General features: G+C 67.5%; 25 protein-coding genes and 1 tRNA gene. 11 read left to right on the top strand and 15 right to left on the bottom strand.

The genetic code is table 11. The annotated features are described in order from the left end of the window. Window positions 1-10: 10 nt before the first annotated feature. Together ACVCMB_RS07630 and ACVCMB_RS07625 are read right to left on the bottom strand one after the other, a co-directional pair. A complete protein-coding gene (locus ACVCMB_RS07630; RefSeq protein WP_447106549.1) occupies window positions 11-1,516 on the bottom strand; it encodes a tryptophan halogenase family protein in 1,506 nt (501 codons plus the stop codon). A gap of 124 nt (window positions 1,517-1,640) precedes the next feature. Continuing rightward, window positions 1,641-4,559, bottom strand: a complete 2,919-nt coding sequence (locus ACVCMB_RS07625) for a TonB-dependent receptor (RefSeq protein ID WP_447106548.1) — start codon at window positions 4,557-4,559, stop codon at window positions 1,641-1,643. Between the two features lie 480 nt (window positions 4,560-5,039). Between ACVCMB_RS07625 and ACVCMB_RS07620 the strand changes: the two genes are divergently transcribed. Further along, entirely contained in the window at window positions 5,040-6,662 is a 1,623-nt protein-coding gene (locus ACVCMB_RS07620; protein WP_395119898.1) for an alpha-glucosidase family protein, read from the top strand. 151 nt (window positions 6,663-6,813) lie between these two features. Here ACVCMB_RS07620 and ACVCMB_RS07615 read toward each other — a convergent pair whose 3' ends face one another. From ACVCMB_RS07615 to ACVCMB_RS07605, 3 genes are all read right to left on the bottom strand, one after another. Further along, complete coding sequence (locus ACVCMB_RS07615) at window positions 6,814-8,466, bottom strand: M28 family metallopeptidase (RefSeq protein WP_447106547.1); 1,653 nt, start codon at window positions 8,464-8,466, stop codon at window positions 6,814-6,816. 94 nt (window positions 8,467-8,560) lie between these two features. Next, entirely contained in the window at window positions 8,561-8,995 is a 435-nt protein-coding gene (locus tag ACVCMB_RS07610) for a PepSY domain-containing protein (RefSeq protein ID WP_447106546.1), read from the bottom strand. Window positions 8,996-9,203: 208 nt separating this feature from the next. Beyond that, window positions 9,204-9,596: an HU family DNA-binding protein gene (locus ACVCMB_RS07605; RefSeq protein ID WP_395119894.1), complete on the bottom strand. Its 393-nt coding sequence runs from the start codon at window positions 9,594-9,596 to the stop codon at window positions 9,204-9,206. A 326-nt stretch (window positions 9,597-9,922) separates the two neighbouring features. Between ACVCMB_RS07605 and ACVCMB_RS07600 the strand changes: the two genes are divergently transcribed. Beyond that, window positions 9,923-10,639, top strand: a complete 717-nt coding sequence (locus ACVCMB_RS07600) for a DUF3047 domain-containing protein (RefSeq protein WP_447106545.1) — start codon at window positions 9,923-9,925, stop codon at window positions 10,637-10,639. Window positions 10,640-10,892: 253 nt separating this feature from the next. Here the strand turns inward: ACVCMB_RS07600 and ACVCMB_RS07595 are convergent, their stop codons facing one another. The 10 genes from ACVCMB_RS07595 to ACVCMB_RS07550 all read right to left on the bottom strand — a co-directional run bounded on the left by ACVCMB_RS07595 (window position 10,893) and on the right by ACVCMB_RS07550 (window position 18,142). Next, on the bottom strand, window positions 10,893-11,189 hold the full coding sequence (locus tag ACVCMB_RS07595; protein ID WP_447106544.1) for a 2-hydroxyacyl-CoA dehydratase: 297 nt from the start codon (window positions 11,187-11,189) through the stop codon (window positions 10,893-10,895). Window positions 11,190-11,254: 65 nt separating this feature from the next. Then, entirely contained in the window at window positions 11,255-11,572 is a 318-nt protein-coding gene (locus tag ACVCMB_RS07590; protein ID WP_447106543.1) for a hypothetical protein, read from the bottom strand. Between the two features lie 508 nt (window positions 11,573-12,080). Continuing rightward, complete coding sequence (locus ACVCMB_RS07585) at window positions 12,081-12,917, bottom strand: DUF3800 domain-containing protein (protein ID WP_447106542.1); 837 nt, start codon at window positions 12,915-12,917, stop codon at window positions 12,081-12,083. 260 nt (window positions 12,918-13,177) lie between these two features. Then, window positions 13,178-13,253: transfer RNA gene (locus ACVCMB_RS07580), tRNA-Phe, on the bottom strand. Between the two features lie 82 nt (window positions 13,254-13,335). After that, entirely contained in the window at window positions 13,336-13,614 is a 279-nt protein-coding gene (locus tag ACVCMB_RS07575) for an oxidative damage protection protein (protein WP_395119844.1), read from the bottom strand. A 201-nt stretch (window positions 13,615-13,815) separates the two neighbouring features. Then, window positions 13,816-15,111 (bottom strand): EAL and HDOD domain-containing protein, encoded by a 1,296-nt coding sequence (locus ACVCMB_RS07570; RefSeq protein ID WP_395119843.1) that lies wholly within the window; start codon window positions 15,109-15,111, stop codon window positions 13,816-13,818. A gap of 103 nt (window positions 15,112-15,214) precedes the next feature. Then, window positions 15,215-15,661 carry a flagella synthesis protein FlgN gene (locus ACVCMB_RS07565; protein ID WP_447098316.1) on the bottom strand — a complete coding sequence of 149 codons (447 nt, stop codon included), beginning with the start codon at window positions 15,659-15,661 and terminating at the stop codon, window positions 15,215-15,217. Beyond that, window positions 15,658-15,981 carry a flagellar biosynthesis anti-sigma factor FlgM gene (gene flgM, locus ACVCMB_RS07560; RefSeq protein WP_395119841.1) on the bottom strand — a complete coding sequence of 108 codons (324 nt, stop codon included), beginning with the start codon at window positions 15,979-15,981 and terminating at the stop codon, window positions 15,658-15,660. The genes ACVCMB_RS07565 and flgM overlap by 4 nt, the downstream gene beginning before the upstream one ends. A 155-nt stretch (window positions 15,982-16,136) precedes the next feature. Then, on the bottom strand, window positions 16,137-16,841 hold the full coding sequence (gene flgA / locus ACVCMB_RS07555; RefSeq protein ID WP_395119840.1) for a flagellar basal body P-ring formation chaperone FlgA: 705 nt from the start codon (window positions 16,839-16,841) through the stop codon (window positions 16,137-16,139). Continuing rightward, a complete protein-coding gene (locus ACVCMB_RS07550; RefSeq protein ID WP_395119839.1) occupies window positions 16,838-18,142 on the bottom strand; it encodes a methyl-accepting chemotaxis protein in 1,305 nt (434 codons plus the stop codon). The genes flgA and ACVCMB_RS07550 overlap by 4 nt, the downstream gene beginning before the upstream one ends. Before the next feature lie 208 nt (window positions 18,143-18,350). Here ACVCMB_RS07550 and ACVCMB_RS07545 point away from each other — a divergent pair, with 208 nt between their 5' ends. The 9 genes from ACVCMB_RS07545 (at window position 18,351) to ACVCMB_RS07505 (ending at window position 25,817) form a co-directional block, all read left to right on the top strand. Further along, window positions 18,351-19,298: a chemotaxis protein gene (locus ACVCMB_RS07545; protein WP_395119838.1), complete on the top strand. Its 948-nt coding sequence runs from the start codon at window positions 18,351-18,353 to the stop codon at window positions 19,296-19,298. Between the two features lie 168 nt (window positions 19,299-19,466). Continuing rightward, window positions 19,467-19,868 (top strand): flagellar basal body rod protein FlgB, encoded by a 402-nt coding sequence (gene flgB, locus ACVCMB_RS07540; protein ID WP_447099869.1) that lies wholly within the window; start codon window positions 19,467-19,469, stop codon window positions 19,866-19,868. Beyond that, window positions 19,868-20,290: a flagellar basal body rod protein FlgC gene (gene flgC / locus ACVCMB_RS07535; protein ID WP_395119836.1), complete on the top strand. Its 423-nt coding sequence runs from the start codon at window positions 19,868-19,870 to the stop codon at window positions 20,288-20,290. Before flgB ends, flgC begins: the two co-directional genes overlap by 1 nt. Before the next feature lie 46 nt (window positions 20,291-20,336). Next, a complete protein-coding gene (locus ACVCMB_RS07530; protein WP_395119835.1) occupies window positions 20,337-20,981 on the top strand; it encodes a flagellar hook assembly protein FlgD in 645 nt (214 codons plus the stop codon). Window positions 20,982-21,019: 38 nt separating this feature from the next. Further along, the gene (gene flgE, locus ACVCMB_RS07525; RefSeq protein WP_395119834.1) at window positions 21,020-22,243 is read left to right on the top strand and encodes a flagellar hook protein FlgE; all 1,224 of its coding nucleotides are present in this window, start codon (window positions 21,020-21,022) and stop codon (window positions 22,241-22,243) included. Between the two features lie 92 nt (window positions 22,244-22,335). Further along, window positions 22,336-23,076, top strand: coding sequence for a flagellar basal-body rod protein FlgF (gene flgF, locus ACVCMB_RS07520; protein ID WP_447106541.1), 741 nt, complete (start codon window positions 22,336-22,338; stop codon window positions 23,074-23,076). 49 nt (window positions 23,077-23,125) lie between these two features. Next, the gene (flgG, locus tag ACVCMB_RS07515) at window positions 23,126-23,911 is read left to right on the top strand and encodes a flagellar basal-body rod protein FlgG (protein WP_447098322.1); all 786 of its coding nucleotides are present in this window, start codon (window positions 23,126-23,128) and stop codon (window positions 23,909-23,911) included. Between the two features lie 11 nt (window positions 23,912-23,922). Next, complete coding sequence (flgH, locus tag ACVCMB_RS07510) at window positions 23,923-24,603, top strand: flagellar basal body L-ring protein FlgH (protein WP_395119831.1); 681 nt, start codon at window positions 23,923-23,925, stop codon at window positions 24,601-24,603. Window positions 24,604-24,746: 143 nt separating this feature from the next. Continuing rightward, window positions 24,747-25,817 (top strand): flagellar basal body P-ring protein FlgI, encoded by a 1,071-nt coding sequence (locus ACVCMB_RS07505; RefSeq protein ID WP_447107148.1) that lies wholly within the window; start codon window positions 24,747-24,749, stop codon window positions 25,815-25,817. The last annotated feature ends 7 nt before the right edge of the window (window positions 25,818-25,824 follow it).

The raw sequence follows: 25,824 nt of genomic DNA, 5'->3' as shown, positions 1-25,824 counted from the left end.
AGGTCTCCTTCTAGGGGTCGACGCGGCAGTGGTCGGCGACGAAGCGGGCGTGGTCGGGCATGCTGGCGGCGGCGCGGCCGACCAGGGTGCGGATGTCGCCGAGGAAGCCATCCAGTTGCGTCGCGTCCAGTGCGTCGGCGAGCGGGTGATACGCCTGCGGCTCGATGCGCTGGCCGATCATCACCTGCAGCCAGGCGACTTCGGTGAACAGTTCCTCGCGCTCGCGGAAAATCTGTCCGTGGCCGCGGAACAGCGCCAGCTTGCGGGCCAGTCCGGGCGGAATCTCCATGGCCGCGCACTGGCGCCAGAACGGCGTGTCGTCGCGCTCGGTGGCCTTGTAATGCAGGATCAGGAAATCGCGGATGCTTTCGTATTCGAAGCGGGTCTGGCGGTTGTACTCGTCGACCAGCACCGGATCGCATTGGCGGTCGGGGAACATTGCCAGCAGCCGGCTGATGCCGGACTGGATCAGGTGGATGCTGGTCGATTCCAGCGGCTCCATGAAACCGGCCGCGAGGCCCAGCGCCACGCAGTTGCGTTGCCAGGCATTGCGCCGCATGCCCGTGGTGAAGCGCAGCGGGCGCGGCTCGCCGATCGCCTCGCCGTCGAGGTTCGCCAGCAGCGTCGCGGCGGCCTCGTCGTCGCTCAGGTGCGCACTGGCGTAGACCAGGCCGTTGCCGGTGCGGTGTTGCAACGGCACGCGCCATTGCCAGCCGACGTTGCGCGCGGTAGCGCGGGTGTACGGCCACAGCGGTTCGCTGCGCGCGCAGGCCACGGCCATCGCGCGGTCGCACGGCAGCCAGTGCTGCCAGCTTTCGTAGCCGGTGTGCAGCGCGCCTTCGATCAGCAGGCCGCGGAAGCCCGAGCAGTCGATGAACAGATCGCCTTCGATGCGCTCGCCGCTGGCCAGTCGCACCGATTCGATGAAGCCGTCGCCCTCGCGCAGCTTCACCTCCACCACCTTGCCTTCGGTGCGCGTGACCACGGCCGGATCGCAGCGCTTGCGCAGGTACTGGCCGTACAGGCCGGCGTCGAAGTGGTAGGCGTACTTGATGCCGCCCAGCGGCGTGTCGCCGACTTTCTCCATGCGCGCGAAGCGGTGCTCGTTCGCCGCCTGCGTGTTGAGCGAGTAGGCCCACAGGTCGCTGTCGGGATCGCGCCGGCGGTTCCGCAACCAGTAGTGATGGAAGCCGATCAGCCCCAGCGGCAGGCCGATGTCGCTGAAGGCGTGCAGGTAGGAGTCGCCGAGCCGTCCGAAGTTGTTCAACTGCACACCCAGCTTGAACGTGCCGTGGGTGGCCTTGAGCATGTCGTCCTCGTCGATGCCGAGGAACGCATTGATGTGGCGGATCTGCGGGATGGTGGCCTCGCCCACGCCGACGATGCCGATCTCGTCCGACTCGATCAGGCGGATCTGCACCGCCTTGCCCAGCGCCCGGGCGAGCAGGGCGGCCGTCATCCAGCCGGCCGTGCCGCCGCCGACGATCACCACGCGTTGGATGGGTGCTGCGTTCATGCCGTTGCCGTTTCCCCGCTTGCGTCCGGCCCTGAAGTAACCCGCGCCGCCGCGCCTGTCAAAAAAAAGGCCCCGTTGATCTTGCACAACGGGGCCCGCAGGGGAGCAGGTGTGCTGCTCGGTCTTACTGGAACTTGTAGGAGACCCCCAGTTCGTACATGCGGCCGTAGCGTTCCCAGGTCAGCACCTGGCGCGGGTCGTTGTTCTGGAACGTGGTGAAGGTCTTGTTGGACAGGTTGGAACCCTGCGCGATCAGGGTCAGCCCCTTCAGCGAGCCGGAGTCGAAGCTGTAGCTGACCTGGGCGTCGTAGGTGCTGCCGCCCTGGATGGTCTGCTCGATGCGGCTGGCGCTGATGCCCGACACGCGGCCCAGGAAGCTGGAGCGGTAGCTGTCGCTGATGCGCGCCTCGAAGCCCTCGTGCTGGTAGTACAAGGTGCCGTTGGCGACCCACTTGGACAGGCCCGGCACGGTGATCGGGTCGGAGTTGCCCGGGTACACCAGCGAGCTCTTGGTGCGGTTGCCGGTGACGATCACGCCGAAGCCGTTCAGCGGCTGGGCGATCAGGTTGAACGGCAGGTTCAGCGTGAGCTGCGCGCCCTTCACGTAGCCGCGGCCGTCGTTGGTCGGGCCGGAGACGGTGCCCAGCGTGGTGCCCAGCTGGCTCAGCTGATCCGGCGTCAGGCCGAACGGCAGGAACGAGCTGAAGTCGTACAGGTAGGCCGCGTTCGGGTTGATGTAATCCTTCAGCTTGATGAAGTAGCCCGACAACGCGACGTAGCCGCCGCTGCCGCGGCACAGGTCGGAGTTCTTCTGGTCGGCGGAGCTGCACTCGTAGCTGTTGCCGCCGGAGAAGTAGTGCTCGTAGCTGACGTTGTAGTTGTCGGCCATGGTCGGCTTGAGCTTGGCGTTGCCGCCGGACGAGCTGAAATAGGCCTGGTTCGGGTCGGTGCTGGTCAGGTGCGTGATGTTGCCGCTCACCGCCATGCTGGCGTTCATCTGGTCCATGCGCGGGCGGGCCATGGTGCGTGCGGCGCTGACGCGCAGATCATCGCTGGCGGTGAGGCCGAAGATCAGGTTGGCGCTGGGCAGGAACTTGTTGAAGCTGGTGCTGCCCACCACCGGGATCAGCGTGATCGCATTGCCGGTGACCGCGCTGCCCGGCGCCACGCGCTCGCCGGTGGCGCGCTGCGAGGTGTGCGAGGCCTGCACGCCGAAGTTGCCGCGCAGCCCGACGTCGCCGAGGTAGGTGTCCAGGTTGAACTGCACGAACGGGGTGAAGGTCTTCTCGCGCACTTCCCAGTTCGGCGGCAGGTTCAGCGAGGAGCCGAAGGTCGGCACGCTCTGCAGCGTGCCGCTGTCGAGCAGGTTGAACGGGTTGTAGCAGAGCTGCGAGGCCACGCCCATCCACGCCAGCGGGCTGCACGGTGTGCCGCTGAACGGCGCGGTGGTGACCGCGGTGCCGCCGCTGATGGTGCCGCCGCCCAGGGTCAGGAAGCTCTGGTCGATGTGGTAGGTCTTGTTGCGCGTGCTGTGCGCCACGCCGAATTCCACGCTGGCGATCGGGCCGCTGGCGAAGCTGCGCTGCGCGGCGAGGCGCAGGTTGGCGAGGTAGTCGACGGTGTGCGGCGCGTTGATGAAGCCGGCCTGCACCACGTCGTTGCCGCCGCCCCAGCCTTGCGGATCGGTCAGCACGACGCCCTGGGTGTAGTCGAGCGTCGGGAAGAAATAGAACAGGCCGCTGTCGATCTGGTTGAAGCCGATCGTGTCGAGTGCGCCGTTGGCCGCCGTGAAGCCGGTGCCGGAGTAGCTCTCCAGGTTGATGTCGTCGCGGGTGGCGCGCGAGTAGTTGACGTCGGCGTCGATCGACCAGTTCTCGTTGATGGTGAACTGGTTGTCCCAGTTGAAGTTGTAGACCCGCGCCTTGGTGCGGTTGTAGTCGTTGCGGATCACCGGCTTGACGTTGGTGTACGCAGCGCTGGTGATGAAACCGTCCTGCACCGTGCCGCCCGGCTGCAGCTGCGCGGAGCTCCAGAACAGCGGGAACTCCATGCCCTTGGCCTGCTGCACTTCCTTGAAATCGTCGAAGGTGAGGTCGACGGTGCCGGTGTAGTGCTCGTTCGGCCGCCACTGCACGGTGGCGAGCAGGCCGCTGCGCTTCATCGAATCGGTGATGCCGTAGTTCTTCGAGCCGCCGATGACGTAGTTGCCGTTGGCGTCGGTGGGGTAGCCCCACGGCTGCTGATGCTCGATCTGCGACGGGCTGTCTTCCAGGTCCATGCCCAGCGTCACGCCCAGCGTGTTGTTGGCGAACTGGTGCACCCACACGCCGTTGACGTTGTGACCCTTGTTGCTCACGCCCGGGCCGTCGGCCAGCTGCGACATGCCGTTCCAGATGTAGCGCGCGTTGATCGCCGCCTCCGGGCCGTTCTTGTCCAGCGGGCGGATGGTATGCATGTCCACCGTGCCGGTGAGACCCTGGCCGATCAGGTTTGCCGACGGCGACAGGTGCACCACCACGTTGTCGAACCAGCTCGACGGGTACTGGTCGAACTGCACGTCGCGGTTGTTGGAGGTGGACACCTGCTGGCCGCCGTTGATCAGCGCGGTGGAGAAGTCCGGGCCCAGGCCGTGGATGGTCAGCACCTGCGGACGGCCGCTGACTGTCTGCACGGCGAGGCCGGGCAGGCGACCCAGCGCATCGGCGATGGACACGCCCGGCAACTTGCCGACCTGCTCGGCGGACACCGCCTCGACGATGGTGCTGGCGTTGCGCTTGAGCGCGGTGGAGTTCTCGATACTGCTGATGAAGCCCTTCACCTCGACCGCCTGCAGCTGCTTGGCGTTGTCCTTGGCGGAGCGGCGGCGATCCTTGTCGGCCTTGGTATCCGTCGTGGTCGCATCCTGGGTCTGGGCGTCCTGGGCCTGGGTGTCCTGCGCAGCGGTCGCGCTGCTGGCCCGCGGGGCGGCAGCGTGGGCAGGAATGAATGCGCAGAAACCGACCGATGCCAGCGCCAAGGCAAGCACGTTGTGTTTGAGTATCACCGTTGTCCCCTCCCAGGGTAAGTACTGCAGGTCTTGTGACGATCGTGATGGTCTGTTCGGAACTCGCGGGCCGCTGCCGTCGAACATGCGGCGGTCGACTCCGTGAGGCCGATGTTAGGACGGCTGCGTCGGAGCGAGCCGTTCATGCATACGTATTCATTCTGCTGCGCCGCGTCGCAAGGCCTCGCCCGGGGCGTCGCGGCCTGTCGAAGCGGCATGTCTGCGCCAGACGCTGCGCGTCGATGCCGGAGCGGCGCGAATGCAGGCGCGGCGCGGCGTGCGCCGGTTCCGGCCGCTGTTCGTTTGGACGTCCAAACGCCGTGGTAGCCACTGATGCTGCGTAGCGGCAGCGGCGATCCATGAATACGTATGCACGATCGCGGCGGGCCTGTCTGCAGCCGCTAAGCTGCTCGCCAACCCCGACAGGTTCGCCACGCGGCGTGTCCTGCAGCCCCGGGTGGCAACGGCATGGACAGGCGAATGAGCAATGCCCCGTGGTGGCGTGGCGCCATCATCTACCAGATCTACCCGCGCAGCTTTCTCGACACCGACGGGGACGGGGTGGGAGATCTGCCCGGCATCGTCGAGCGGCTCGACTACGTGGCCGAGCTTGGCGTGGACGCGATCTGGGTGGCGCCGTTCTTCAAGTCGCCGATGGCGGATTTCGGCTACGACATCGCCGATTACCGCGAGGTCGATCCGCTGTTCGGCACGCTGGAGGATTTCGACCGCCTGCTGCACAAGGCGCACGGGCTGGGGTTGAAGGTGATGATCGACCAGGTGCTCAGCCATACCTCGGCCGAGCACGCATGGTTCCGCGAAAGCCGGCAGAGCCGCGACAACCCGAAGGCCGACTGGTACGTGTGGGCCGACGCCCGGCCCGACGGCACGCCGCCGAACAACTGGCTGTCGCTGTTCGGCGGCAGTGCATGGCAGTGGGAGCCGCGCCGCGGCCAGTACTACCTGCACAACTTCCTCGCCTCGCAGCCGGACCTGAACTTCCACCACCCCGACGTGCGCGCGGCCACGCTGGACAATGTGCGTTTCTGGCTGGACAAGGGCGTGGACGGCATCCGCCTGGACGCGATCAACTTCTGCTTCCACGACCGCCAGCTGCGCGACAACCCGCCCAAGCCAAGCGAGCAGCGCGTGGGCCGCGGCTTCAGCCCGGCCAATCCGTACGCGTTCCAGTACCACTACTACAACAACACGCAGCCGGAGAACCTGGGCTTCCTCGCCGAGCTGCGTGCGCTGATGGACGGCTATGCCGACGTGGCGGCGCTGGGCGAGATCTCCTCGGAGGATTCGCTGGCGACGATGGCCGAGTACACCATGCACGGCCGGCTGCACATGGGCTACAGCTTCGAGCTGCTCACCGAGGATTTCAGCGCGGCGCACATCCGCGGCACGGTGCGCCAGCTGGAGGCGCAGATGACCGAGGGCTGGCCGTGCTGGGCGATCTCCAACCACGACGTGGAGCGCGTGCTCAGCCGCTGGGGCAACGGCGATGCCTCGGCGCAGCTGGCCAACCTGTTCACCGCAATGGTCTGCTCGCTGCGCGGCTCGGTGTGCATCTACCAGGGCGAGGAACTGGGCCTTACCGAGGCGGACGTGCCCTACGAATCGTTGCGCGATCCGTACGGCATCGCGTTCTGGCCGCAGTTCAAGGGCCGCGACGGCTGCCGCACGCCGATGCCGTGGAGCGACGAGGACGCGCAAGCCGGTTTCAGCCATGGCATGCCGTGGCTGCCCGTGCCCGAGGAACATCGCGCCCGCGCCGTGGCGCAACAGCAGGGCAACCCGCAGTCCGTGCTCAACGGCTTCCGCACCTTCATGCGCTGGCGCCAGGCACACCCGGCACTGCGCTGGGGCGACATCGAATTCCTCGATGCGCCCGAACCGGTGCTGGCCTTCCTGCGCCGGCTGCAGGGCGACACGGTGCTGGTGGTGTTCAACCTTGGCGCGTCGGCGTGCGAGGTGACATTGCCGCCGCTGCCCGGCAAGCCGTCAGCGATCGACGGCCATGGCCTGCAAGCCGGCACGATGCACGGTGGCGCCCTGCACCTGCCCGGCCATGGGGCGTGGTTCGCGCGTCTTTCCTGACCGGCCGCACGCCCCGCGCAGGAGCCCGCTCGCGGGCGATGCCTTTCACATGCCGAATCTCGCCGCAAGAGCATTGCGCGCGAGCGGGCCCCTGCGGTGGCGGACACGACAACGCCGCGCCGGCGACCGGCGCGGCGTTGGGTAAAGGCGCTTACTTGCGCTGATCCGCCGTGGCCTCGCGTGCGGCGCGGAACTCCGAGTCCTTGCTCCAGCCCGGCCACTGGTCCGAGTTCGCCAGCTGGCTGCCGACGGTGTAGAGCAGTTGCAGGTCGCGCGCCATGCCGGTGAACGGCCAGCTCGCCTGCCACTCGTCAGAGGGCTGGTGGTAGTGCTTGGCGGTGTATTCCTTGTCCGCCGCCTCGCCCGCCTTCAGGCCGCCGTCGATGCGGTCGCTGCCCGAGCCGAACGACACTGCCGGCACGCCGCGCTTGGCGAAGGAGAAGTGATCGGAGCGGAAGAAGTAGCCCGCTTCCGGATGCGAGTCCGGCGTGTAGACCATGTGGAACTGCTTCGCGTCGGCGGTCAGATCGTCCAGCAGGCCGAGCTTGGCGCTGCCGGAGATGGTGAAGTCGCGGGTGGGGCCCTGCGGGTCGAGCGCATCCATGTTGATCACGCCGGTGGTGGTGGCCAGCGGGTACAGCGGATGGCTGGCGTAGTACTCCGAACCGAGCAGGCCCTTTTCCTCGGCGGTGACGTTGAGGAAAACCACGCTGCGCTCCGGTTGCGGCGCGTGCGCGAAGGCGCGGCCCATCTCGATCAGCGCCGCGGTGCCGGTGGCGTTGTCCACCGCGCCGTTGTAGATGCGGTCGCCGGTGGCATCGGGCAGGCCGACGCCCAGGTGGTCCCAGTGCGCGCTGTAGATCACGGTCTGGTCGGGGTGCCTGGAGCCGATCACGCGACCGACGATGTTGTGCGAGGTGATCACGCTCTTGTCGACCTTGAAGTTGGCCGACAGGCTTTCGCCCTTCAGCGCGATCGGCTTGAACGCGCGCGTCTGCGCGAGCTTCTTGGCGCTGTCGAAATCCAGCCCCGCGTGCTTGAACAGCTGCACCGCCAGGTCGCGCTGGATCCAGCCTTCCAGCGGCACGTGCGAGTCGCCCGGCTTGTCGCGCACGATGTCGAACATGGTGTTGGTATTGGAGTTCTTCACCGTGGCCCAGCCGTAGGAGGCCGGCGCGGTCTCGTGGATCACCAGCAGGCCCAGCGCGCCTTGCCGCGCGGCTTCCTCGTACTTGTAGGTCCAGCGGCCGTAGTAGGTCATGGCCTTGCCGCCGAAGTCGCCCTTGCCGGTTTCGAAATCCGGATCGTTGACCAGCACCACGGCGATCTTGCCGTGCAGGTCGACGCCCTTGAAGTCGTCCCAGTTGCGCTCCGGTGCCTTCACGCCGTAGCCGACGAAGACCAGCGGCGCGTGGCTGATGTCGATCGCGCTGGCGCCGTTCATCGGCGCGCGGATGGCGATCTGTTCGCCCTGGGTGAGCGGCTCGCTCTTGTCGCCCAGGGTCAGGCTGAGCGAAGGCTTGCCGATGATCTCGCTGCGCAGCAGCGGCACGGCCTGCGTCCACAGCCGCTTGCCGTCCTTGAGGTCGCCGCCCGGCTGCAGGCCGGCGGCCTTCATCTGCTCGACCACGTAGTCGATCGTGCGCGTCTCCGCCGGCGTGGCCGGACCGCGGCCCTCGAAGGCATCGGAGCTCAGCGTCTTGACCTCGTCGGAAAGTCGCTGCGTGCTGAAGGTGGGGACATCGGCAGCCTGTGCGCCGGCACAGGCGCCGATGATGAGCGCAGAGAGAATCAATCGCTTCACGGGCAATCCATCACGTGGGGGAGGGAAGCCCGATACTAGTCAACAAGCCGGTACCGGTCCATGTCCCGGCGGATGCCCGCGGCGCCGGCTGTGCTCAGTCGATGCCGATCACCTTGCCGCTGTGCGCATCGATGCGCAGCTTGACCTTCTTGCCGGCGGGGTTGTCGGCCTTGGCCTTCCAGATGCCGTCGTCGTAATCCACGTCGTGCACGTCGGTGTAGCCCTGGGTCGACAGCGCCGCTTCCACGTCGTGCTTGCTCAGCGTGGAGACTTGCGCATCCGGGTAGATCTGGCCGGTGCTGGCGTCGACGCGCACGTCCAGGTCGTTGCCGTCGGCGCTGTCCGCCTCGGCCTTCCACATGCCGTCCTTGAACTTGAGGTCGTGCACGTCGGTGTAGCCCTGGGCGGTGAGTCGGGCGCGCACCTGCGCTTCGGTCAGCGCCTGCTGCGCGAGCGCGCTCTGGAAAACGCCCAGCGACAGCGCGCCGATGCTCAGGGCCAGGACCAGGGAGGGGATCGTCGGTTTCATGGCGCACCTCGTTGCTTGCGGAAAGCTCCGAGTCTTGGGTGCCCGACGAAAACATGCGGTGAATGCGGGCGTGAATCCCCGCCAACGGTTCAGCAACGTGAGGCGCCGCACCGCAAACGCGACGCCGCCGCCCGGTGGAGTGCCGGACGGCGGCGCGCGGGTGGATCAGACGGTATTGATCAACGCAGGGTTGATCAACGCGCGCACATCAGAGCGCGGCGTCCTTCAGCTTCTTCAGCGGGCGCACCTTCACCTTCACCGTGGCGGGCTTGGCGGCAAACACCTGCTCTTCGCCGGTGAACGGGTTCTTGCCCTTGCGCTTCGGCTTGGCGGCAACCTTCACGGCGTTGATCTTGAACAGGCCGGGCAGGGTGAACTGGCCCACGCCCTTCTTGTGCACCGAGGCGAGCACGGCCGACTCCAGGCCGGCGAGCACGGCCTTGACCGCCTTCGCCTCGACGTTGGCCTGCGCGGCGATGTGGGCAATCAGCCCGGACTTCGACAGGCTCTCGCCCAGCGGCTTGACCGGCGCGGCGGACTTGGCGGCGGCAGGCTTGGCAGCCTTGGCGGGAGCTTTCTTGGCAGTGGTTTTGGTAGCCATTAGTTGATCTCGATAGTAGGAAACCCCGGCTTTCTGGGCTCGGAGGCCTTGCGGCCCGCACAATGTAGCGAAATTTTAGGGGTTTGACGCAACTGTCGCGCCCCGCGCGCGATATTTTTTTTCGCGGCGCTGCGGATGCGGCAGCGCACGATGCATATCGGCGGGCTTGCGCGCTCCCTCATTCACGCCCACGGCACGCCGCATCGGTATGCTCCCCGCACACTTCCCACCGGTGCTTGGCCATGACGAAACGCTCCGCGACGCGCTGGCTGGCTGGACGCCTCACGCGTCGTCGCGCACATGGCCTGCGCAGGTCACGATGGGCGATGCTGCTTGTGCTTGTGCTTGTGCCCGTCGCGTGGGCGGCGACGCCGGTCACGCTGCGCTTCTCCGGCGCCGTGCCGGGCAACGCGCTGCCCGGCGGCTGGAAGGCGTACGCCATGTCGCGGCACCGTCCGATGGCGCCGATGGCGATCGTGCGCGACGGCACCGACAGCGTGTTTCGCATCGACGCCGATCACGCCGCCGGCGCCATCGCGCATGCGCTGGATCTGCCGGCCGCCACCACGCTCAACTGGCGCTGGAAGGTCGACCACAGCGTGGCAGCGGCGGACATGTCGAAGAAGAAGGGTGACGATTTCGCCGCGCGCGTCTACGTGTTCTTCGACGTGCCGCTGTCCAGCCTGTCCTGGCTGCAGCGCATGAAATTGAAACTGGCCCGCCGCACCCTGGGCCACGCGATGCCCACCGCGGCGCTTTGCTACGTGTGGGACAACCGCCACCCGATCGGCACCATCGCCCCCAGCCCGTACTCGCCGCAGATACGCACCATCGTCCTGCAAAGCGGCAACACGCGCGCCGGCCAGTGGCAAGTGCAAGATCGCAATCTCGCCGCCGATTACCTCGCCGCATTCGGCCGCCCCGCGCCGCGCATCACCGGCATCGCACTCTCCGCCGACACCGACAACACCGGCGGTCACGCGCAGGCGTGGTTCGGCGACGTGACGCTCACGCCTGCCGCACCACCGCCCGCGGCCAAGTAGTTTTTGCAGTGTCGACTCGACCGTGCAAGGCGGGCAGTGCGCGCCCTGCGGTTTGAAGCACTACCGCGCCTGCACCGTTCAGGCTGGGCGTAGCGCCGCAGGCGCGATGTCGAAGCCGCGCGCCAGCCCCACCCTTAGACTCCGCCGCTGCGCGGCTACGCTCAGGGTGAACGGTGTCGGCAGAGCCGACGGCGCAGGGCGGGCATCGCCCGCCGGCTGTCCTGCCGCCGAACCCTGATTCATGTTGCTTGCCTTACGGCTTCGGCTTGCTCCGGCGGCGCGGCTTGGCTTGCGCGGCGACGATCAGTTCCTGCAGGTAGGCGATGCCTTCTTCCTCGGGGAAAAAGGCCACCACGTCGGCCACGCTGAGCCCGTGGCGTTTGCGCAGGGCCAGGAACTCCTCGCGCGCCACCGACAGGCGCTGCGCGGCGGCGGCTTTCTTGCCCAGCGGTTTGGCCGGTGTGGGGGCGGGTGCGGGGGCGGGGGTCTTGCGTTCGAGTTGGGCGAGTTCTTCCTGGAACTGGCGGAAGTCGTATTTCGAGGAGGTCATCGGGACACTTGTCGGGGCGTGGTCCGTGCATTTTCGCATGGCCACCGCGCCGGCGGCTCGCGCCTTCAGGCGGCGCTGCGCGTGCCCCGGCTCGTGCCGGCGGACAGGCTGCGGTGACGTGCCGCGGCATATGCCCGGGAAAAACGGGCGGCGCAGCTGTCGTCCTTCGTCACCTCGGCCGCGGCTGCGACGACGCCAGGCACGGGTTCGCCAGCGGGCGTCGGCTGCGGCTGGCCGGGGCGGGCATCCCGCAAAGCCTGCAGCAGCGCTTCCTCGCCGGCCTGCTCGGTCAATGCCATGCGGCACGCAGCGTGGCGCAGCAGGAAATGGATCGCCAGCTCTTCCGGCGAGTTCGGCGCGGTGCGATCGATGACTTCGTCCATGGCTGCTTCTCGATGACGGAACCGGGGCGGTTCACTGAGAGCAACAGCAGAAACCGTGCCAAATGAGAACTGCGTCACAGAAGGGGGCGTTGCCAGCCGAAAATCCTCCCGCTACTCGGCAGAAGATCACGACGGACCCTCACCGAGTGGATCGCAGAGAGTCCAGACACCCGGCCGACAGAGTGGTGGACATGGAATGCCCCGCGAGCTCTACCCGCAACGCTGGGCTGGTACTACGGCACGGCCTGCGCCCCACACATGATCGAACCGCACCGCTTGCAGGCTGGCGGCATTGCGCCTCGCCACGAGGTTATGGCCTACGCGCCGGTCTACGACTACGGCATCCCAGCATGGTGCGGCGATCCTGACGAACCGCCCGAGTTCGACGCAAGCCTGCTACCTGCGCGGGCATGGCCGGCTGCTGCCGGCGGAGCGCCGCGCCCGGCCCGTGGAACCGCGCACCCGCTACCGGCACGCATCGAGCCGATGGCGTGAGCGCTAAGGAGGCTTACCTGTCGAACATGAGACTTCCGTTGCGGTGACCGACTGGATCGGAGACGGATACACCGCCGCCGTATTTTCCAGTATCCGGCTGGACGTAACGGTGTTGGATCGCTTTGAGCCGCTCACCAAAAAGTTCGCGGAGCTCTAATGCTTTCGGTGTGACGTGCGTGTTTTTTACCCGTCCTAAACAATAGGCACCGCAAGCAACAGGCATGAGGATGGCGGAAGTAATTAGATCGCAAACTTGGAGCCCTGCATGGTTGTTGCTGTCACCAAAGAGGGGGACTTCTTCTAAGCGTGGGTACTTTTCCGCAAAGCCGTGTTTTTGTGTGAACAGGGAGTGAGCGACCTTGCTGTTGAGACTTTGGGTTCTAAAGTCGGCAACGCATACGCCGTGCGAGTTCCTGAACTCTAGGTAGTTGTCGAAAGCGGCGCATAGGGATTGAACAGAGAAGGTGTATACGGCCGTGTGCTTGATCGGGGTTGCGGGCTCTTTGATCCATACGCGGCTGACTAACTTACAGTCGTGTTTCTCGACAAGATCAAGAATTTGACCAAGGAACAAGCGCGCTTGACGGCGCTTATTTCGGGGTTCGGCTAACGCAGATTTTTTGATGGATGCACCTTTTACTTCGGCTAGCATCCAATCGAAGTGATGTTTGCTCTGGATGAGCTTGGGGAAGAATCGTCGTTTCGCTGCTAAGTATTCGGCAGTGAATGACCGAACCCTGTTTGATTCGATGATGAGTCCGGCAAGGATGAAGACGGGCTGGTCGTTGTGCCCCGCAGGATCACTTAGGGAGGCTAGGTCGCCAGCCTCATCTACGTACATCAGGTGCATCCGTTCTCCCCTTCCCCCGTTGCCACAGAAACAACTACGGCCACCAGAGGTGGCCGTAGGATTTGCCGCCCAAGTTTCCTTGAGACAGCGATAGCAATTTCATTGCTAGATGAAGCGTACCTAGCACTGGGGCTGGTTTCAACCTTTGGTTGGATTTTTTTCTCAAATTTTGCGGAAGCGTTCATCCCGCGTTGTCAGACGCAGGCTGGACACAACGACTTAGCCCATCCGACGAGGATGGGCTAAGTCGTTGAATCCGATGGTGGCCGGGGACGGAATCGAACCGCCGACACGGGGATTTTCAATCCCCTGCTCTACCAACTGAGCTACCCGGCCGGGAACCTGGCGATCAAGCACAACCGGGTGGGTTGCCGTTGATGCGTGGAGCCGTGCATTAGACCGAAAGTGTGCGGAATCGTCAAGACGCGGAGGGCGGCGGGGTGAAGCCGGCGGCATGGTCGACGTCGCCGCCGAACAGGAATTTCTCCATCTGCTCGCCCAGGTACTGGCGCGATTTCGCGTCGAGCGGGTTGAGCCGGTATTCGTTGATCAGGGTGGTCTGGTGGGCCAGCCATTGCTGCCACGCGGGCTTGGAGATCTCGGCATAGATGCGCTGGCCGAGGGGGCCGGGCCAGGGTGCGAAGTCGAGGCCTTCGGCGTCGACGTGGAGCTTGCTGCAGTGGATGGTGCGGCTCATCGGTTCATTCCTGTGCGCCCGCGCGAAAAGCGCGCGGGTACGGCGGGGGAGTGTGCGATGCGCGCGGGGTCGGGTCGCTGATCTGCGGCAAGCGGAGTGGCCGACGCGGCGCATTCGCGACGAGTGCGCATTATCGGCGATGGGCGCGGGCTTGTCGCCCGGGGGTGTGTGACAAGCCCCCGGCGGTGGCCCGGTGTGCGGTCAGGCGGCCTGCTTGCCGTTGGCGGAGGCGAACACCTGGTCGGCCCACTGCGTGGCGCCCAGGTAGATCGAGGCCATGCTCATGATGCGCTGGGGCGTGGCCATGCCGCTGGTCATTTCGCCGGCTTCCCAGGCGATGATCTGCTTGAGCAGGGTGCCGTACGGGCCGCTGCGGTCGGTCAGCGCGTCGCTGACTTCCGGCACCAGCCGCAAATGGCTGAGCAGGAAATCCATCGGTGCGCACATCAGCGTGTCCAGCAGCGAGAACAGGCCCACGGTGAAGGCGGTTTCGGGCGAGATGGCCGAGTTGCCGGCGGCGAATTTCTCGCACATGTGCGCACGGATCAGCGCCGCGCGCAGCAGCTCGGGCGGGTGGTCGTCCATGCCGCACAGGGACATCGTCTCGATCCAGTTGCGCATGCGCGTGACGCCGAAGAAGATCGCCGCCTGCTGCACCGACTTCAACTGGCGCGGCAGGGCGAAATAGGCGGAGTTCACGCAGCTGAGCAGCTTGTAGCTCAGCACGGCGTCGTCGCGGATGATGTTGCCCAGTTCCACCGGCCCGGGGTTCTTTTCCTGCAGCGCGCCCATCAGCCGCAGGATGCTCATGCGGTTGGCGGTGAGCACCGGTACGGCGACGGGCTGCGGGATCAGCAGGAACCGTCCCTGGATCGCCTGCACCTGCAGCTCCAGGCAGCGCTCGTAGGTGGGGTGGTCGTTGACCTGGCCGATGACCACGCGGATGCCGCGGGCGAACAGGTACTCGGTGCGCTCCTTCAGCGTCTCCGGCGTCAGCCGGCTGGCGTCCAGCCGCACCAGTTGCACGATCTGCAGCAGCGCCTGCAGCTGGCGGCTGCTTTCCGGGTCGATGTCGCCGGCTTCCAGCAGCAGCTGGCAGCCGCGTTCGGCCATCTGCTGCAGGCGCTTCATCAGCGCCGCGTCGTCGGCCACCGAAGGTTGCAGCACCACGCCAAGGCGCGGCTGGTGCAGCAGCACGTCGGAGTCTTCGGGCAGCAGTTCGGCGGGCAGGTTGAGGAAGGCGCGGTTGCCGCGCACCAGCCGCGTCAGCGCGCCGTCGGTGATGGTGGAGAGCACGCTGCGCAGCAGGTTCTGCTCGTCACCCGGCTCGCAGTGGAAGACGATTTCATAGGCGAACAGGTTGCGCTCGCGGTCGAGCATCGGCGTGCGCAGCACCGGCAGCGGCGTGGCCAGCGGAACGAGTGCCGAGGCGGGGGGCTGTTCGGCGGCGCTGGCGTGGTTCGGGGAGGCGACGGGGGAGGCGTGGAGATTGCTCATGGTCGGTCATCGCATCGGTGCGGGGCCAGCCGGCGCCGGCCGTGTGGTCAGTGGGGGTGTCGCCTGCGGGGACAGGTGGCAGCGAAGGGGTGGGATGTCGCGTTCATGCGGCGGCCAGCGATTTGGAGCGCAGGCTGCCGTGCAGTTCGCCGCCGCTGCCATAGAGTTCGCCTTCGCCGGCGTGGCCGGTGAGGATGGCCAGCGCCTGGCGCAACTGGGCCAGCCGCTGGTTGACCAGGCTGCCGTTGCGCAGGTTCAGCGCGTGGCAGTGGCGCAGCACCTGCAGGATCTGCGCCCAGCGCGATTCGCGCGATGCGTCGCTGACCGGCTGCTGGCGCTGCAGCAGCCGACGGTCGGCGTCGAGTTGCTCCAGTTGCTGCATCAGCGCCTGCTTGCGGTTGCCCGCCGCGTCCAGCGCTGCCGCGTCGGCGATGTCCAGCGCGGCACGCTCGGCTTCCAGCGTGGTCTGCAACTGCTCGGCACGCTGCTGCATCTCGTCCAGAACGGACGCGAGCGCATCGTTCAGTTCGTGCTGCAGCGGCTGCCTCATGCCTTGTCCGTGCCGCCGAGTTGCTGATCCATCGCCAGCAGGCGTTCGGCGATCTTGCCGGCGTCGATCTTGTAGCTGCCGTCGGCGATGGCCTGGCGCACCTGTTCGACGCGTTTGGCGTCGATCGGCGAGGCGTCGCCCAGCCGGGCGACCTCCTGCAGTGCCCGCGCCGAATCGGTCAGCTTGAGCTGATCGGCGTTGCGTGGCGCCGCGACCGAAGCCTCCGGCGCGGCGGCTGCATTGGCCGAGGTGCCGCTGCCCGTGCCGCTGCCGGCCTGCGGCAGCTTCGGCAAACCGTTGTTGGTAATCGTCGTGTTCATTGAACCCGTCCCGCTGGAGTGTGCCCTGTGACTGGATAATCGGCCGCTGTCCGGAAAACTTTAGCAGCCCGTCGAAAAATCGACCGGGCCGCGACCGTCGCTCGCGCCGTGGCGCAAGTGACTGATTTTCATGGTTCGAATGAGGGGTGTCGGTTTCATGGCAGGGCCACCACCACGCCCGGCGCGCTGACCATGGCGTCGATCACCCGCCCCGATGCCGCGTTGCGCACGCGCAGGCGGGCGCCGTTGTCGCCGCTGCCCAGCGCCACGCCTTCGGCGCGCACCGAGATGCCTTCGAGCTGCGCCAGCACCTGCACGTGGTCGCCCGCGCGCACCATGCGTCGCCCGCCCAGGCTGCCGGGACTGAGCACGCTGCCGCGCGCCAGTGCGCGCGAAAGCGTGCGGCCGGCGATCTGGTCGAGGTTGTCCAGGTAGCCGTAGCCGAGGCGGGTCACGTCGCGTTGCTCGACGTGCACGTCGGCGGCGCCGATGCCGTCGCCGCGCAGCAGCGCGCGGCTGCTTACCAGCACCTGGCGAAACACCTGCAACTGGATCGGCACGCGCACGATCCAGCCGCCGGGCTGCGGGCACTGCACCGGCACGGTCATGCGCGAGCGCGGCTGTGCCTGTTCGGAAACGAGCGCGCGCAGCGGCTCGCTGCATGCGTCCAGTTGCAGGCGCGTGTCCAGCGGCTCGGTGCTGACCACGACGCGGCTGCCGGGTCGGCTGTAACGATCTTGCATCGCCTGTTCGGCTGCCGCGCGCACGCTGTCGAGCGACTGCGTGGCAGCGGCATGCGCGGTGGCGCTGCCCAGCAACGCGACCAACCCGACGGCGGCGAGGGCGGCGCGCAGGGTCATGCGTCGGCCAGCAGGGCGTCGAGCTGGGCGAGCAGGGCGTCCTGGCCCGCTTCGAGTTCGCGTGCCACGGCGCCGGCCTGGTCGAGTTGCCCGGCGCCGAGCAAGGTGATGAAGCGCTGGCCCTGTTCGCCCAGTTGGGTGCCGGCATCGCCGAGCGCGGCGCCGTTGTCGCCGCCGCGACGCAGCCGGGCGAGCCGCTGCACGCCGCTGACCAGGGCGTGGGTGTCGAACCAGCGCCGGTCCAGCGCGGCCGGTTCGAGCAGGGCCAGGCTCATCGCCTGGCGCAGGTTCATGGCCGCTTCGCGCACGGTCAGGCTGAGGCTGGCCGGGTCGTTGCCGCTTTCGCCTTCCAGCCAGTCCAGGCCCAGGCGATGCGCCAGCAGGGCGGCGCGATGGAGCGATTCGGATTGGCGCCGCGCCTCGCTGCTGCGTCGCTGCGAAGCGCCCAGTGCCGCCTGCGCGGTGGTGGCGCGCGCGTGTTGCGCGTCGTGACCCTGTTGCAGCTTGCGGATGCGTTCGCTGGCGGTACGCAGGGTGGCGCTGCCTTCGCCCAGCTGGTTGCTGCACTGGCTCACGCCGACCTGGGCGCGCTTGAGCTGCTGCAGGCCGTGGTTGACGTCGCCATCGAGCTGCAGCGAGAAATCGCCGATGGAGACGGTGACGGTCTCGATTTCAGTGGTGGTCAGCGCGGTTTTCTCGGCCAGCTGCTTGACCTCGTCGGCCACCACCGCGAAGCCGCGCCCGGCCTCGCCGGCGCGGGCCGCCTCGATGGCGGCGTTCAGCGCCACCAGGTTGGTCTGATGAGCGATCTCCTGCACGGCGCCGGTCAGCTTGCGTATCTGCGCGACCTGTTCGGCCAGCTTGCTCTGGTTGCGGTTCATTGCGCTGAGCGCGCTGCGCAGCAGGCGCAGCTGGCCGTCCAGCTCGCTGACGCCGTCGGCGCCGACGCTGCCGGCGTGGCTGGCCTGCTCCAGGTCGGCGCCCAACTGCTGCAGGGCCGTCGAGATCCCGGCGCTGCCATCCGTCAAGCGATCGACGCTGGCGCGGCTTTCGGCGGCGGCCTGGTCCAGTGCGGTCTGCTCGCGCGCCAGTTGTTGTGCGGCGCCGAGCACGAGGCCTTGCTGTTCCATGGTCTGCAGCGCCACCGCCGACGGCGGCCGGCTGGCGGCGCGCGCCAGCAGCGGCGCCAGTACCGCAGCGGTGCGCGGGTGGCGGTGTCGCAGCACGGCGAGCTCGGCGTCGTCCCCCTGGGCGGCGGCTTTCACCAGGGCGGCAATGTGCTGTTTGAGAAGAAAGCTCATGGTGCTGGCGTCGACTCGCAAAGAAATGGAATGGCTGCTGCATCGGCCACAGGTGTCGAAGCTTGAGCAAGCAATCCACGTGCCAGCGGGTGCGGCGATGTGATCACCCCACCACTGGGGGCGGGCTTTGCCGGCTAAAGGCGGAGCATGCCCGGCCGATAGCGCAGCAGACGGTCGCGTGGCGGCCGCGCTTGCCGAGGGAGGCCGCATGGCCGGCACATTGCTGGAGAAAGTGGAGCAGCACACGCGGCTGGCCGGGCACAACCGGGTGGCGATGCTGTTGTTCCGGCTGGGCGACCAGCAGTTGTTCGGCATCAACGTGTTCAAGGTGCGCGAGGTGCTGCGCCGACCGCCGATGGAGCGCCTGCACGGCGTGCACGAGTTGATCGCGGGCAGCTGCGATTACCGCGGGCAGACCATTCCGGTGATCGATCTGGCTGCCGCGCTGGGTTACGCGCCGCTGCGCGAGGTGGAATCGGCGCACCTGATGGTGACCGAGTTCAACCGCTCGGTGCAGGGTTTCCTGGTGGCCGACCTGCAGCGCATGGTGCATTGCGCGGGCGACGCGATGGCGGCGCCGGCCAGCGCGCTGGGGTTCGGTTCGCGGGTGAACGCGGTGACCCGGGTCGATGGCGCGCTGCTGGCGGTGGTCGACGTGGAGCACGTGCTGGCCAGCATCGACGCACCGCCGGCCGAGCTGTCGGCGGGGCTGCAGCGCGAGGCCAGCCATCGTTCGCTGGCGTCGCGGCGGGTGATGGTGGTGGACGATTCGGGCATCGCGCGGCGGCGGCTGGTCAACCTGTTCAAGCAACTGGGCACCGATTGCGTGGTGGCCAAGGACGGGCGCGAGGCGCTGGAGCGGCTGCTGGAGCTGGCCGCGGGCGACCCGGCGCAGGCGATCGAGCTGGTGGTGTCGGACATCGAGATGCCGCGGCTGGACGGCTATGCGCTGACCCGCGCGATCCGCGAGGCGCCGACGCTGCGCCGGATCAAGGTGCTGTTGCACAGCTCGCTCAGCGGCATGTTCAACGAGGGCATGGTGAAGGAGGTCAAGGCCGACCGCTTCGTGGCGAAGTTCCACCCCGACCAGCTGGCGCAGGCGGTGATGGAGTTGCTGCCCGAACCCGTCGCCGCGCCGCAGGCGGCAACCGGCTGACGCCGGGCGCGCGGCGCCGGGGCCGCGTCAACAAACCGTCTTTCGCCGCGGCATCTGCCTGACGGCGCCGCGCTACATGCGCGGAATTCGAGCTGCCGCAAGGCTTCCCGGCCCGTGGCATGCAATTTGCCTTTCGTTTCCGTGCAGCAGTGCATGCGGAGCGAAACAATGAACCCGTCCACCCCCAATCTGTTCGGCATCCATACCCAGGCGCTCGACCTGTGGCAGCGCCGTACCGAAGTGCTGGCCAACAACCTGGCCAACGCCGACACGCCCGGATACCTGGCGCGCGACGTGGATTTCCGCAAGGTGCTGGCCACGGCCAGCGACGCGGCGAACGGCGTGACGCTGGAAACCGACGCGCCGGGCCAGATCGCCGGCGCCGGGCGCAGCGCCGAGGCGCTCGCCTACCGCGTGCCGACCCAGCCCAGCATGGACGGCAACACCGTCGATGCGCAGGTGGAGCAGGCCGCGTTCGCCGCCAACGGCGTGCATTACCAGGCCAGCCTGTCGTTCATCACCGCGCAGATCCGCATGTTGCGGATGGCGATCAACGGAGGCCAGGGCTGATGTCGATGTTCTCCATCTTCAGCGTGGCCGGCTCCGGCATGGCCGCGCAATCGACCCGCCTCAACACGGTGGCCAGCAACCTGGCCAATGCCGACAGCGTGGCCAGTTCGCCCGAAGCGGCCTACCGCTCGCGCGAGCCGCTGTTCGCGACTGTCCGCAACCAGCAGGGCGCCAGCGATCCGAACGCGCCCGGCGACGGCGTGCAGGTGCTCGGCGTCACCGAGAGCCAGGCGGCGATTCCCCGCCGCTACGAACCGGGCAACCCGCTGGCCGATGCCGACGGGTACGTCTATGCGAGCAACGTCAATCCGGTCGACGAGCTGGTCAACATGATTTCCGCTTCGCGCTCCTACCAGAACAACGTCGAGGTGATGAACTCGGCGCGCCAGCTGCTGCAGAAGACCCTGGACCTGGGCAAGTGAGGCGCCAGCACATGAATCACCTTCACTCCGCCACGAGGAACCACGCATGAGCGACATGGCGATCGGCAATGCCGCCAGCGCGGCGAAGGCAGCCAGCCTGGGCAAGGAGAAAACCCTGGGCCAGGCCGACTTCCTGAGCCTGCTGGTGCAGCAGATGCGCAACCAGGACCCGACCAAGCCGATGGATTCATCGCAGATGGTCAGCCAGCTCGCGCAGATCAGCCAGGTCTCGGCGACGCAGGCGTTGCAGGCCTCGTTCGACGATCTCGGCAAGTCGCTGCAGGGCAACCAGATCCTGCAGGCGAGCGGGATGATCGGCCGCGATGTGGTGGTGCCGGCCGAGGCCGGCACGCTGGCCGCGAGCGGCATGGACGGCGCGGTCAACGTGCCCGACGGCGGCGGCCAGGTGTTCGTCAAGATCACCGACGCCAGCGGCACCGTGCTGCGCACGATCGACCTGGGCAAGCCCGCGGCCGGGCTGGTGCGCTTCCACTGGGACGGCATCGGCGACAACGGCGAGGCGCTGGCGCCGGGCACCTACGGGCTGGCCGCGCAGGCGGGCAATACCGCCGTGGCGACTTACGTTAGCGGCAAGGTCACCGGCGTGGGCATGACCGGCGCCGACGGCACCTATCTGGACGTGGATGGTTTTGGCGGGGTCCTGCTGAGTCAGGTCGCACAGATCAACTGACGACCTCAAGGGTCGCAACCGAACGAGGAAATGCTCCGATGGCATTCAACATTGCACTGAGCGGTCTGAACGCCGCCTCGAAAGATCTCGAGGTCACGGCCAACAACATCGCCAACACCGGCACCACCGGTTTCAAGGGCTCGCGCGCGCAGTTCGCCGAGCTGTTCAGCGCGGCCGGCCCCAATTTGAGCTCCAGCCAGGTCGGCAGCGGCGTGCGGCTGACCAACGTGGCGCAGCAGTTCACCGCCGGCAGCGTGGAGACCACCAACAACAGCCTGGATTTCGCCCTGAGCGGCGAGGGCTTCTTCACCATCCGCGACGGCAAGGGCTACTCCTACACCCGCGCCGGCGCCTTCCAGAAGGACCAGAACGGCTACGTGATGAACGCCAACGGCCAGCGCCTGCAGGTGTTCCCGCCGGTGGCCGGCGGCGGCTTCGACACCAGCACCATGACCGACCTGCAGCTGTTCACCGCGCAGAACGCGGCCAAGGCCACCAGCTCGGTGCAGATGGCCTTGAACCTGCCTTCCGACGCCACGCCACCGGCCACCGCCTTCGACCCGCTGAACGATCCGTCCAGCTACAACCAGGCCACGCCGTTCACCGCCTACGACTCGCTCGGCGCCACCCACAACGGCGTGGTGTATTTCGTCAAGGACGCGGCGGCCAACGTGTGGAACGCCAACCTCTACATCGACGGCACCGCGGTCGGCACGCCGCAGACGCTGACCTTCGGCAGCAACGGCAGCCTGGTTGCCCCTGCCAACGGCCAGCTCGCGTTCCCCGCCGCGGCGGTGAGCCCGGGTGCCGATCCGATGCAGCTGACCCTGGACATGACCAAGGCCACCCAGTTCGGCAACGCCTACGCCGCCAGCGCGATCAACCAGGACGGCTATCCCACCGGCATCCTGTCCAGCATCGACGTGTCGCGCGAAGGCGTGGTGCAGGCGAAGTATTCCAACGGCCAGAGCACCGCGCTGGGCCAGCTGGCGATCGCCCAGTTCAGCAACGAACAAGGCCTGCGCCAGCTCGACAACACCAACTGGGCGGCCTCGTACGACTCCGGCACGCCGGTGATGGGCGCGGCCGGCAACGGCACCTTCGGCAGCGTGCAGGCCGGCGCGCTGGAGGCCTCCAACACCGCCGACCTCACCGCGCAGTTGGTCAACATGATCAAGGCGCAGCGCAACTACCAGGCGAATGCGCAGGTGATCTCCACCGACAACCAGCTGACCCAAACCATCATCAACATTCGCAATTGAGGGAATGGGGAATAGGGAATGGGGAATCGGAAGAGCGGATCACCGCACCTTGCCTGCTCCTCGTTCTCTGCTGACCACACCCGGGAATCCACATGGACAGATCGCTTTACGTCGCCATGACCGGCGCCACGCAGATGATGCGGGCGCAGTCCGAGGTGGCGCACAACCTCGCCAATGCCGACACGGTCGGCTTCAAGGCACAGCTGTCGGCGTTCCAGCCGCTGGTCGTGCAGGGCCCCGGCATGGCCACGCGCATCAATGGCGTGGCGCACGGGCTGGGCGTGGACCTGCGCGCGGGCAGCCAGATGGAAACCGGGCGCGAACTCGACGTGGCCGTGCAGGGCACCGGCTGGATCGCGGTGCAGGGCGCCGACGGCAGCGAGGGCTACACCCGCGCCGGCGAACTGCGGCTGACGCCGGACGGCCTGCTCACCGACGCGCGCGGCAACCTGGTGCTGGGCGAGGGCGGCCCGATCAGCGTGCCGCAGAGCAGCCAGATGAACATCGGCGCCGACGGCACCGTGTCGGTGGTGCCGATGGGCCAGTCGCCGGAAACCATCGCCGCGGTGGGCCGGATCAAGCTGGTCAACCCGCCGGTCGACCAGCTCGCGCTGGGCAGCGACGGCCTGATGCACCTCGCCGACGGCACTACCGCGCAGGCGGACCCGGCGGTGGCGCTGAAATCCGGCGTGCTGGAGTCGAGCAACGTCGACCCTTCGCAGACGCTGGTGCAGATGATCCAGCTGTCGCGCCAGTACGAGCTGCAGATCCGCTCGATCAAGAGCGCCGACGAGAACGCGCAGGCTGCTTCGCGCCTGCTGCAGATGACCTGACCGGTCTCGCCAAAACAGACATCCAGACGTCCAGACGGAGTCCAACGACATGTTTTCATCCTTGTGGGTAGCCAAGACCGGCCTCGATGCGCAGCAGACGCGCATGGACGTCATCTCGAACAACCTCGCCAATGCCAACACCACCGGCTACAAGAGCGCGCGCGCCGCGTTCCAGGACCTGGTCTACCAGAACCTGCGTCAGCCCGGCGGGCAGACCACCGAGCAGACCCAGGCGCCGTCCGGCCTGATGCTGGGTACCGGCGTGCGCGTGGTCGGCAGCGAGAAGCTTTTCACCCAGGGCAACATCGAACAGACCGGCAACTCGCTGGATCTGGCGATCCAGGGCCGCGGTTTCCTGCAGGTGACGATGCCCGACGGCAGCATCGCCTACACCCGTGACGGTTCGCTGCACATGGACCAGAACGGGCAGATCGTCACCGCCAATGGCTACGCACTGGACCCGGCGCTGAGCGTGCCGGCCAATGCGCAGAGCATCACCATCGGCAGCGACGGCACGGTCAGCGTGAGCCTGCCCGGCCAGGCCGCCACCCAGCAGATCGGCACCGTGCAACTGGCCGATTTCATCAACCCCGCCGGTCTGCAGCCGAACGGGGACAACCTCTATCTCGAGACCGCCTCCAGCGGTTCCCCGCAGATCGGCCAGCCCGGCCTGAACGGCCTGGGCACGCTGGCGCAGGGCGCACTGGAGTCCTCCAACGTCAACGTGGTGGAGCAGATGGTCAACATGATCGAGACCCAGCGCACCTACGAGATGAACTCCAAGGCGGTGTCGGCCGCCGACTCGATGCTGCAGTTCCTCACCAACAAGACCTGAGGCGCGACGTGATGCTTGCCTGCCGTTTCCCCCTTGCCCTGTGCGCGCTGGCCCTGCTGGCCGGCTGCGCCAGCGGCCCCGGCGCGCGCGACGACGCGCAGTGGGCGCCGACCTCGCCGCCCGCCCCGCAGATGGCTGCGACGCCCGCCGACGGCTCGATCTACCACGACCAGCAGAACATGGAGCTGTTCGCCGATCCGCGCGCGCATCGCGTGGGCGACATCCTCACCGTCGCGCTGGTGGAGAGCACCCAGGCCAGCAAGAAGGCCACCACCACCACCAGCAAGACCGACAAGGCCAAGCTCGCCTCGCCCACCGTGCTCGGGCATGCGCTGGCGATCGGCGGCAAGGTCGCCGACATCGGCCTGGACGGCGAGCGCAGCTTCGACGGCGCCGGCTCGAGCAGCCAGAGCAACCAGCTCACCGGGCAGATCACCGTCACCGTGGCGCAGCGCCTGTCCAACGGCAACCTGATCGTGCGCGGCGAGAAGTGGCTGACCATCAACCAGGGCCAGGAGCTGGTGCGCATCGCCGGCATAGTGCGTCCGCAGGACATCGGCCAGGACAACGTGGTGCCGTCCACCCGCGTCGCCGACGCACGGATCAGCTACACCGGTCGCGGCACCCTCGCCGACGCGAACACGCGCGGCTGGCTGTCGCGCTTCTTCAATTCCAAGTGGATGCCCTTCTGATGAACCTCTTCGGATTCCGTGCCGGGCAACGGACTGTAGGAGTGCACCTTGTGCGCGATGCTGTTCTTGCGGGCTGGACAAGAGCATCGCGCACAGGGTGCGCTCCTACGCGCGTCGTGGTGGCTGCCTTCCTCGGGGTGTTGATGTCGCTGGTCGCCACCCCCGCCCACGCCGACAAGATCCGCGACCTCGTCCAGGTAGCCGGTGTGCGCAGCAACCAGCTGATCGGCTACGGCCTGGTCGTGGGCCTGGATGGCAGCGGCGACCAGACCACGCAGGCACCGTTCACCACGCAGAGCCTGGAGAACATGCTGCAGCAGTTCGGCATCACCGTGCCGGCCAATGCGCGGCCGCAGTTGAAGAACGCCGCGGCGGTGATGGTGACGGCCGACCTGCCGCCGTTCGCCAAGCCGGGCCAGACCATCGACGTCACCGTCGCCTCGATCGGCAACGCCAAGAGCATCCGCGGCGGCCAGTTGCTGATGGCGCCGTTGCGCGGCGCCGACGGCAACGTCTACGCGGTGGCGCAGGGCAGCGTGGTGGTCGGCGGCATCAGCGCGCAGGGCAAGAGCGGCTCCAGCGTGCAGGTGAACATTTCCGCCAGCGGACGCATTCCCAACGGCGCCTCGGTGGAACGCGTGGTGGCCTCCTCGTTCGCCGGCGGCGGCGACCTGATGCTCAACCTCAACACGGCGGATTTCACCACCGCCACGCGCATCGCCACCGCGATCAACCACGCGTATGGCGCCGGCACCGCGCAGCCGGTGGACGGCGGCACCGTCTCGGTGCGCGGCCCGCAGGACCCGGCGCAGAAAGTGGCCTGGCTGGGCGCGATCCAGAATCTCGACGTGCAGCCGGGCGATGCGCCGGCGCGGATCATCATCAACTCGCGCACCGGCACCGTGGTCATCGGCTCGGACGTGCGCGTCACCGCCGCGGCGGTGGCGCACGGCGCGATCCAGGTGACCATCGGCGAACAGCCGCAGGTCAGCCAGCCGGCGCCCTTCAGCCAGGGCCAGACGGCGATCGTGCCGTCCAGCAGCGTGCAGGTCAGCGAGGAAGGCGCGCACATGTTCAAGTTCGGCCCGGGCGTGAGCCTGGACGCCATCGTGCGCGCGGTGAACCAGGTCGGCGCCACGCCCAGCGACCTGATCTCGATCCTGCAGGCGCTGAAGCAGGCCGGCGCGCTGCATGCCGACCTGGTGGTGATCTGAGCGAGGT

The organism is Rhodanobacter sp. UC4443_H10, from assembly GCF_052978325.1.
This window is presented reverse-complemented; position numbering and strand designations above follow the sequence as displayed.

Bases quoted from the DNA above. Each gene is read 5' to 3' on its own strand.
- ACVCMB_RS07630 (WP_447106549.1), bottom strand. From the start codon at position 1,516: ATGAACGCAGCACCCATCCAACGCGTGGTGATCGTCGGCGGCGGCACG.
- ACVCMB_RS07620 (WP_395119898.1), top strand. From the start codon at position 5,040: ATGAGCAATGCCCCGTGGTGGCGTGGCGCCATCATCTACCAGATCTAC.
- ACVCMB_RS07610 (WP_447106546.1), bottom strand. From the start codon at position 8,995: ATGAAACCGACGATCCCCTCCCTGGTCCTGGCCCTGAGCATCGGCGCG.
- ACVCMB_RS07605 (WP_395119894.1), bottom strand. From the start codon at position 9,596: ATGGCTACCAAAACCACTGCCAAGAAAGCTCCCGCCAAGGCTGCCAAG.
- ACVCMB_RS07600 (WP_447106545.1), top strand. From the start codon at position 9,923: ATGCTGCTTGTGCTTGTGCTTGTGCCCGTCGCGTGGGCGGCGACGCCG.
- ACVCMB_RS07595 (WP_447106544.1), bottom strand. From the start codon at position 11,189: ATGACCTCCTCGAAATACGACTTCCGCCAGTTCCAGGAAGAACTCGCC.
- ACVCMB_RS07590 (WP_447106543.1), bottom strand. From the start codon at position 11,572: ATGGACGAAGTCATCGATCGCACCGCGCCGAACTCGCCGGAAGAGCTG.
- ACVCMB_RS07585 (WP_447106542.1), bottom strand. From the start codon at position 12,917: ATGCACCTGATGTACGTAGATGAGGCTGGCGACCTAGCCTCCCTAAGT.
- ACVCMB_RS07575 (WP_395119844.1), bottom strand. From the start codon at position 13,614: ATGAGCCGCACCATCCACTGCAGCAAGCTCCACGTCGACGCCGAAGGC.
- ACVCMB_RS07570 (WP_395119843.1), bottom strand. From the start codon at position 15,111: ATGAGCAATCTCCACGCCTCCCCCGTCGCCTCCCCGAACCACGCCAGC.
- ACVCMB_RS07565 (WP_447098316.1), bottom strand. From the start codon at position 15,661: ATGAGGCAGCCGCTGCAGCACGAACTGAACGATGCGCTCGCGTCCGTT.
- flgM (WP_395119841.1), bottom strand. From the start codon at position 15,981: ATGAACACGACGATTACCAACAACGGTTTGCCGAAGCTGCCGCAGGCC.
- flgA (WP_395119840.1), bottom strand. From the start codon at position 16,841: ATGACCCTGCGCGCCGCCCTCGCCGCCGTCGGGTTGGTCGCGTTGCTG.
- ACVCMB_RS07550 (WP_395119839.1), bottom strand. From the start codon at position 18,142: ATGAGCTTTCTTCTCAAACAGCACATTGCCGCCCTGGTGAAAGCCGCC.
- ACVCMB_RS07545 (WP_395119838.1), top strand. From the start codon at position 18,351: ATGGCCGGCACATTGCTGGAGAAAGTGGAGCAGCACACGCGGCTGGCC.
- flgB (WP_447099869.1), top strand. From the start codon at position 19,467: ATGAACCCGTCCACCCCCAATCTGTTCGGCATCCATACCCAGGCGCTC.
- flgC (WP_395119836.1), top strand. From the start codon at position 19,868: ATGTCGATGTTCTCCATCTTCAGCGTGGCCGGCTCCGGCATGGCCGCG.
- ACVCMB_RS07530 (WP_395119835.1), top strand. From the start codon at position 20,337: ATGAGCGACATGGCGATCGGCAATGCCGCCAGCGCGGCGAAGGCAGCC.
- flgE (WP_395119834.1), top strand. From the start codon at position 21,020: ATGGCATTCAACATTGCACTGAGCGGTCTGAACGCCGCCTCGAAAGAT.
- flgF (WP_447106541.1), top strand. From the start codon at position 22,336: ATGGACAGATCGCTTTACGTCGCCATGACCGGCGCCACGCAGATGATG.
- flgG (WP_447098322.1), top strand. From the start codon at position 23,126: ATGTTTTCATCCTTGTGGGTAGCCAAGACCGGCCTCGATGCGCAGCAG.
- flgH (WP_395119831.1), top strand. From the start codon at position 23,923: ATGCTTGCCTGCCGTTTCCCCCTTGCCCTGTGCGCGCTGGCCCTGCTG.
- ACVCMB_RS07505 (WP_447107148.1), top strand. From the start codon at position 24,747: ATGTCGCTGGTCGCCACCCCCGCCCACGCCGACAAGATCCGCGACCTC.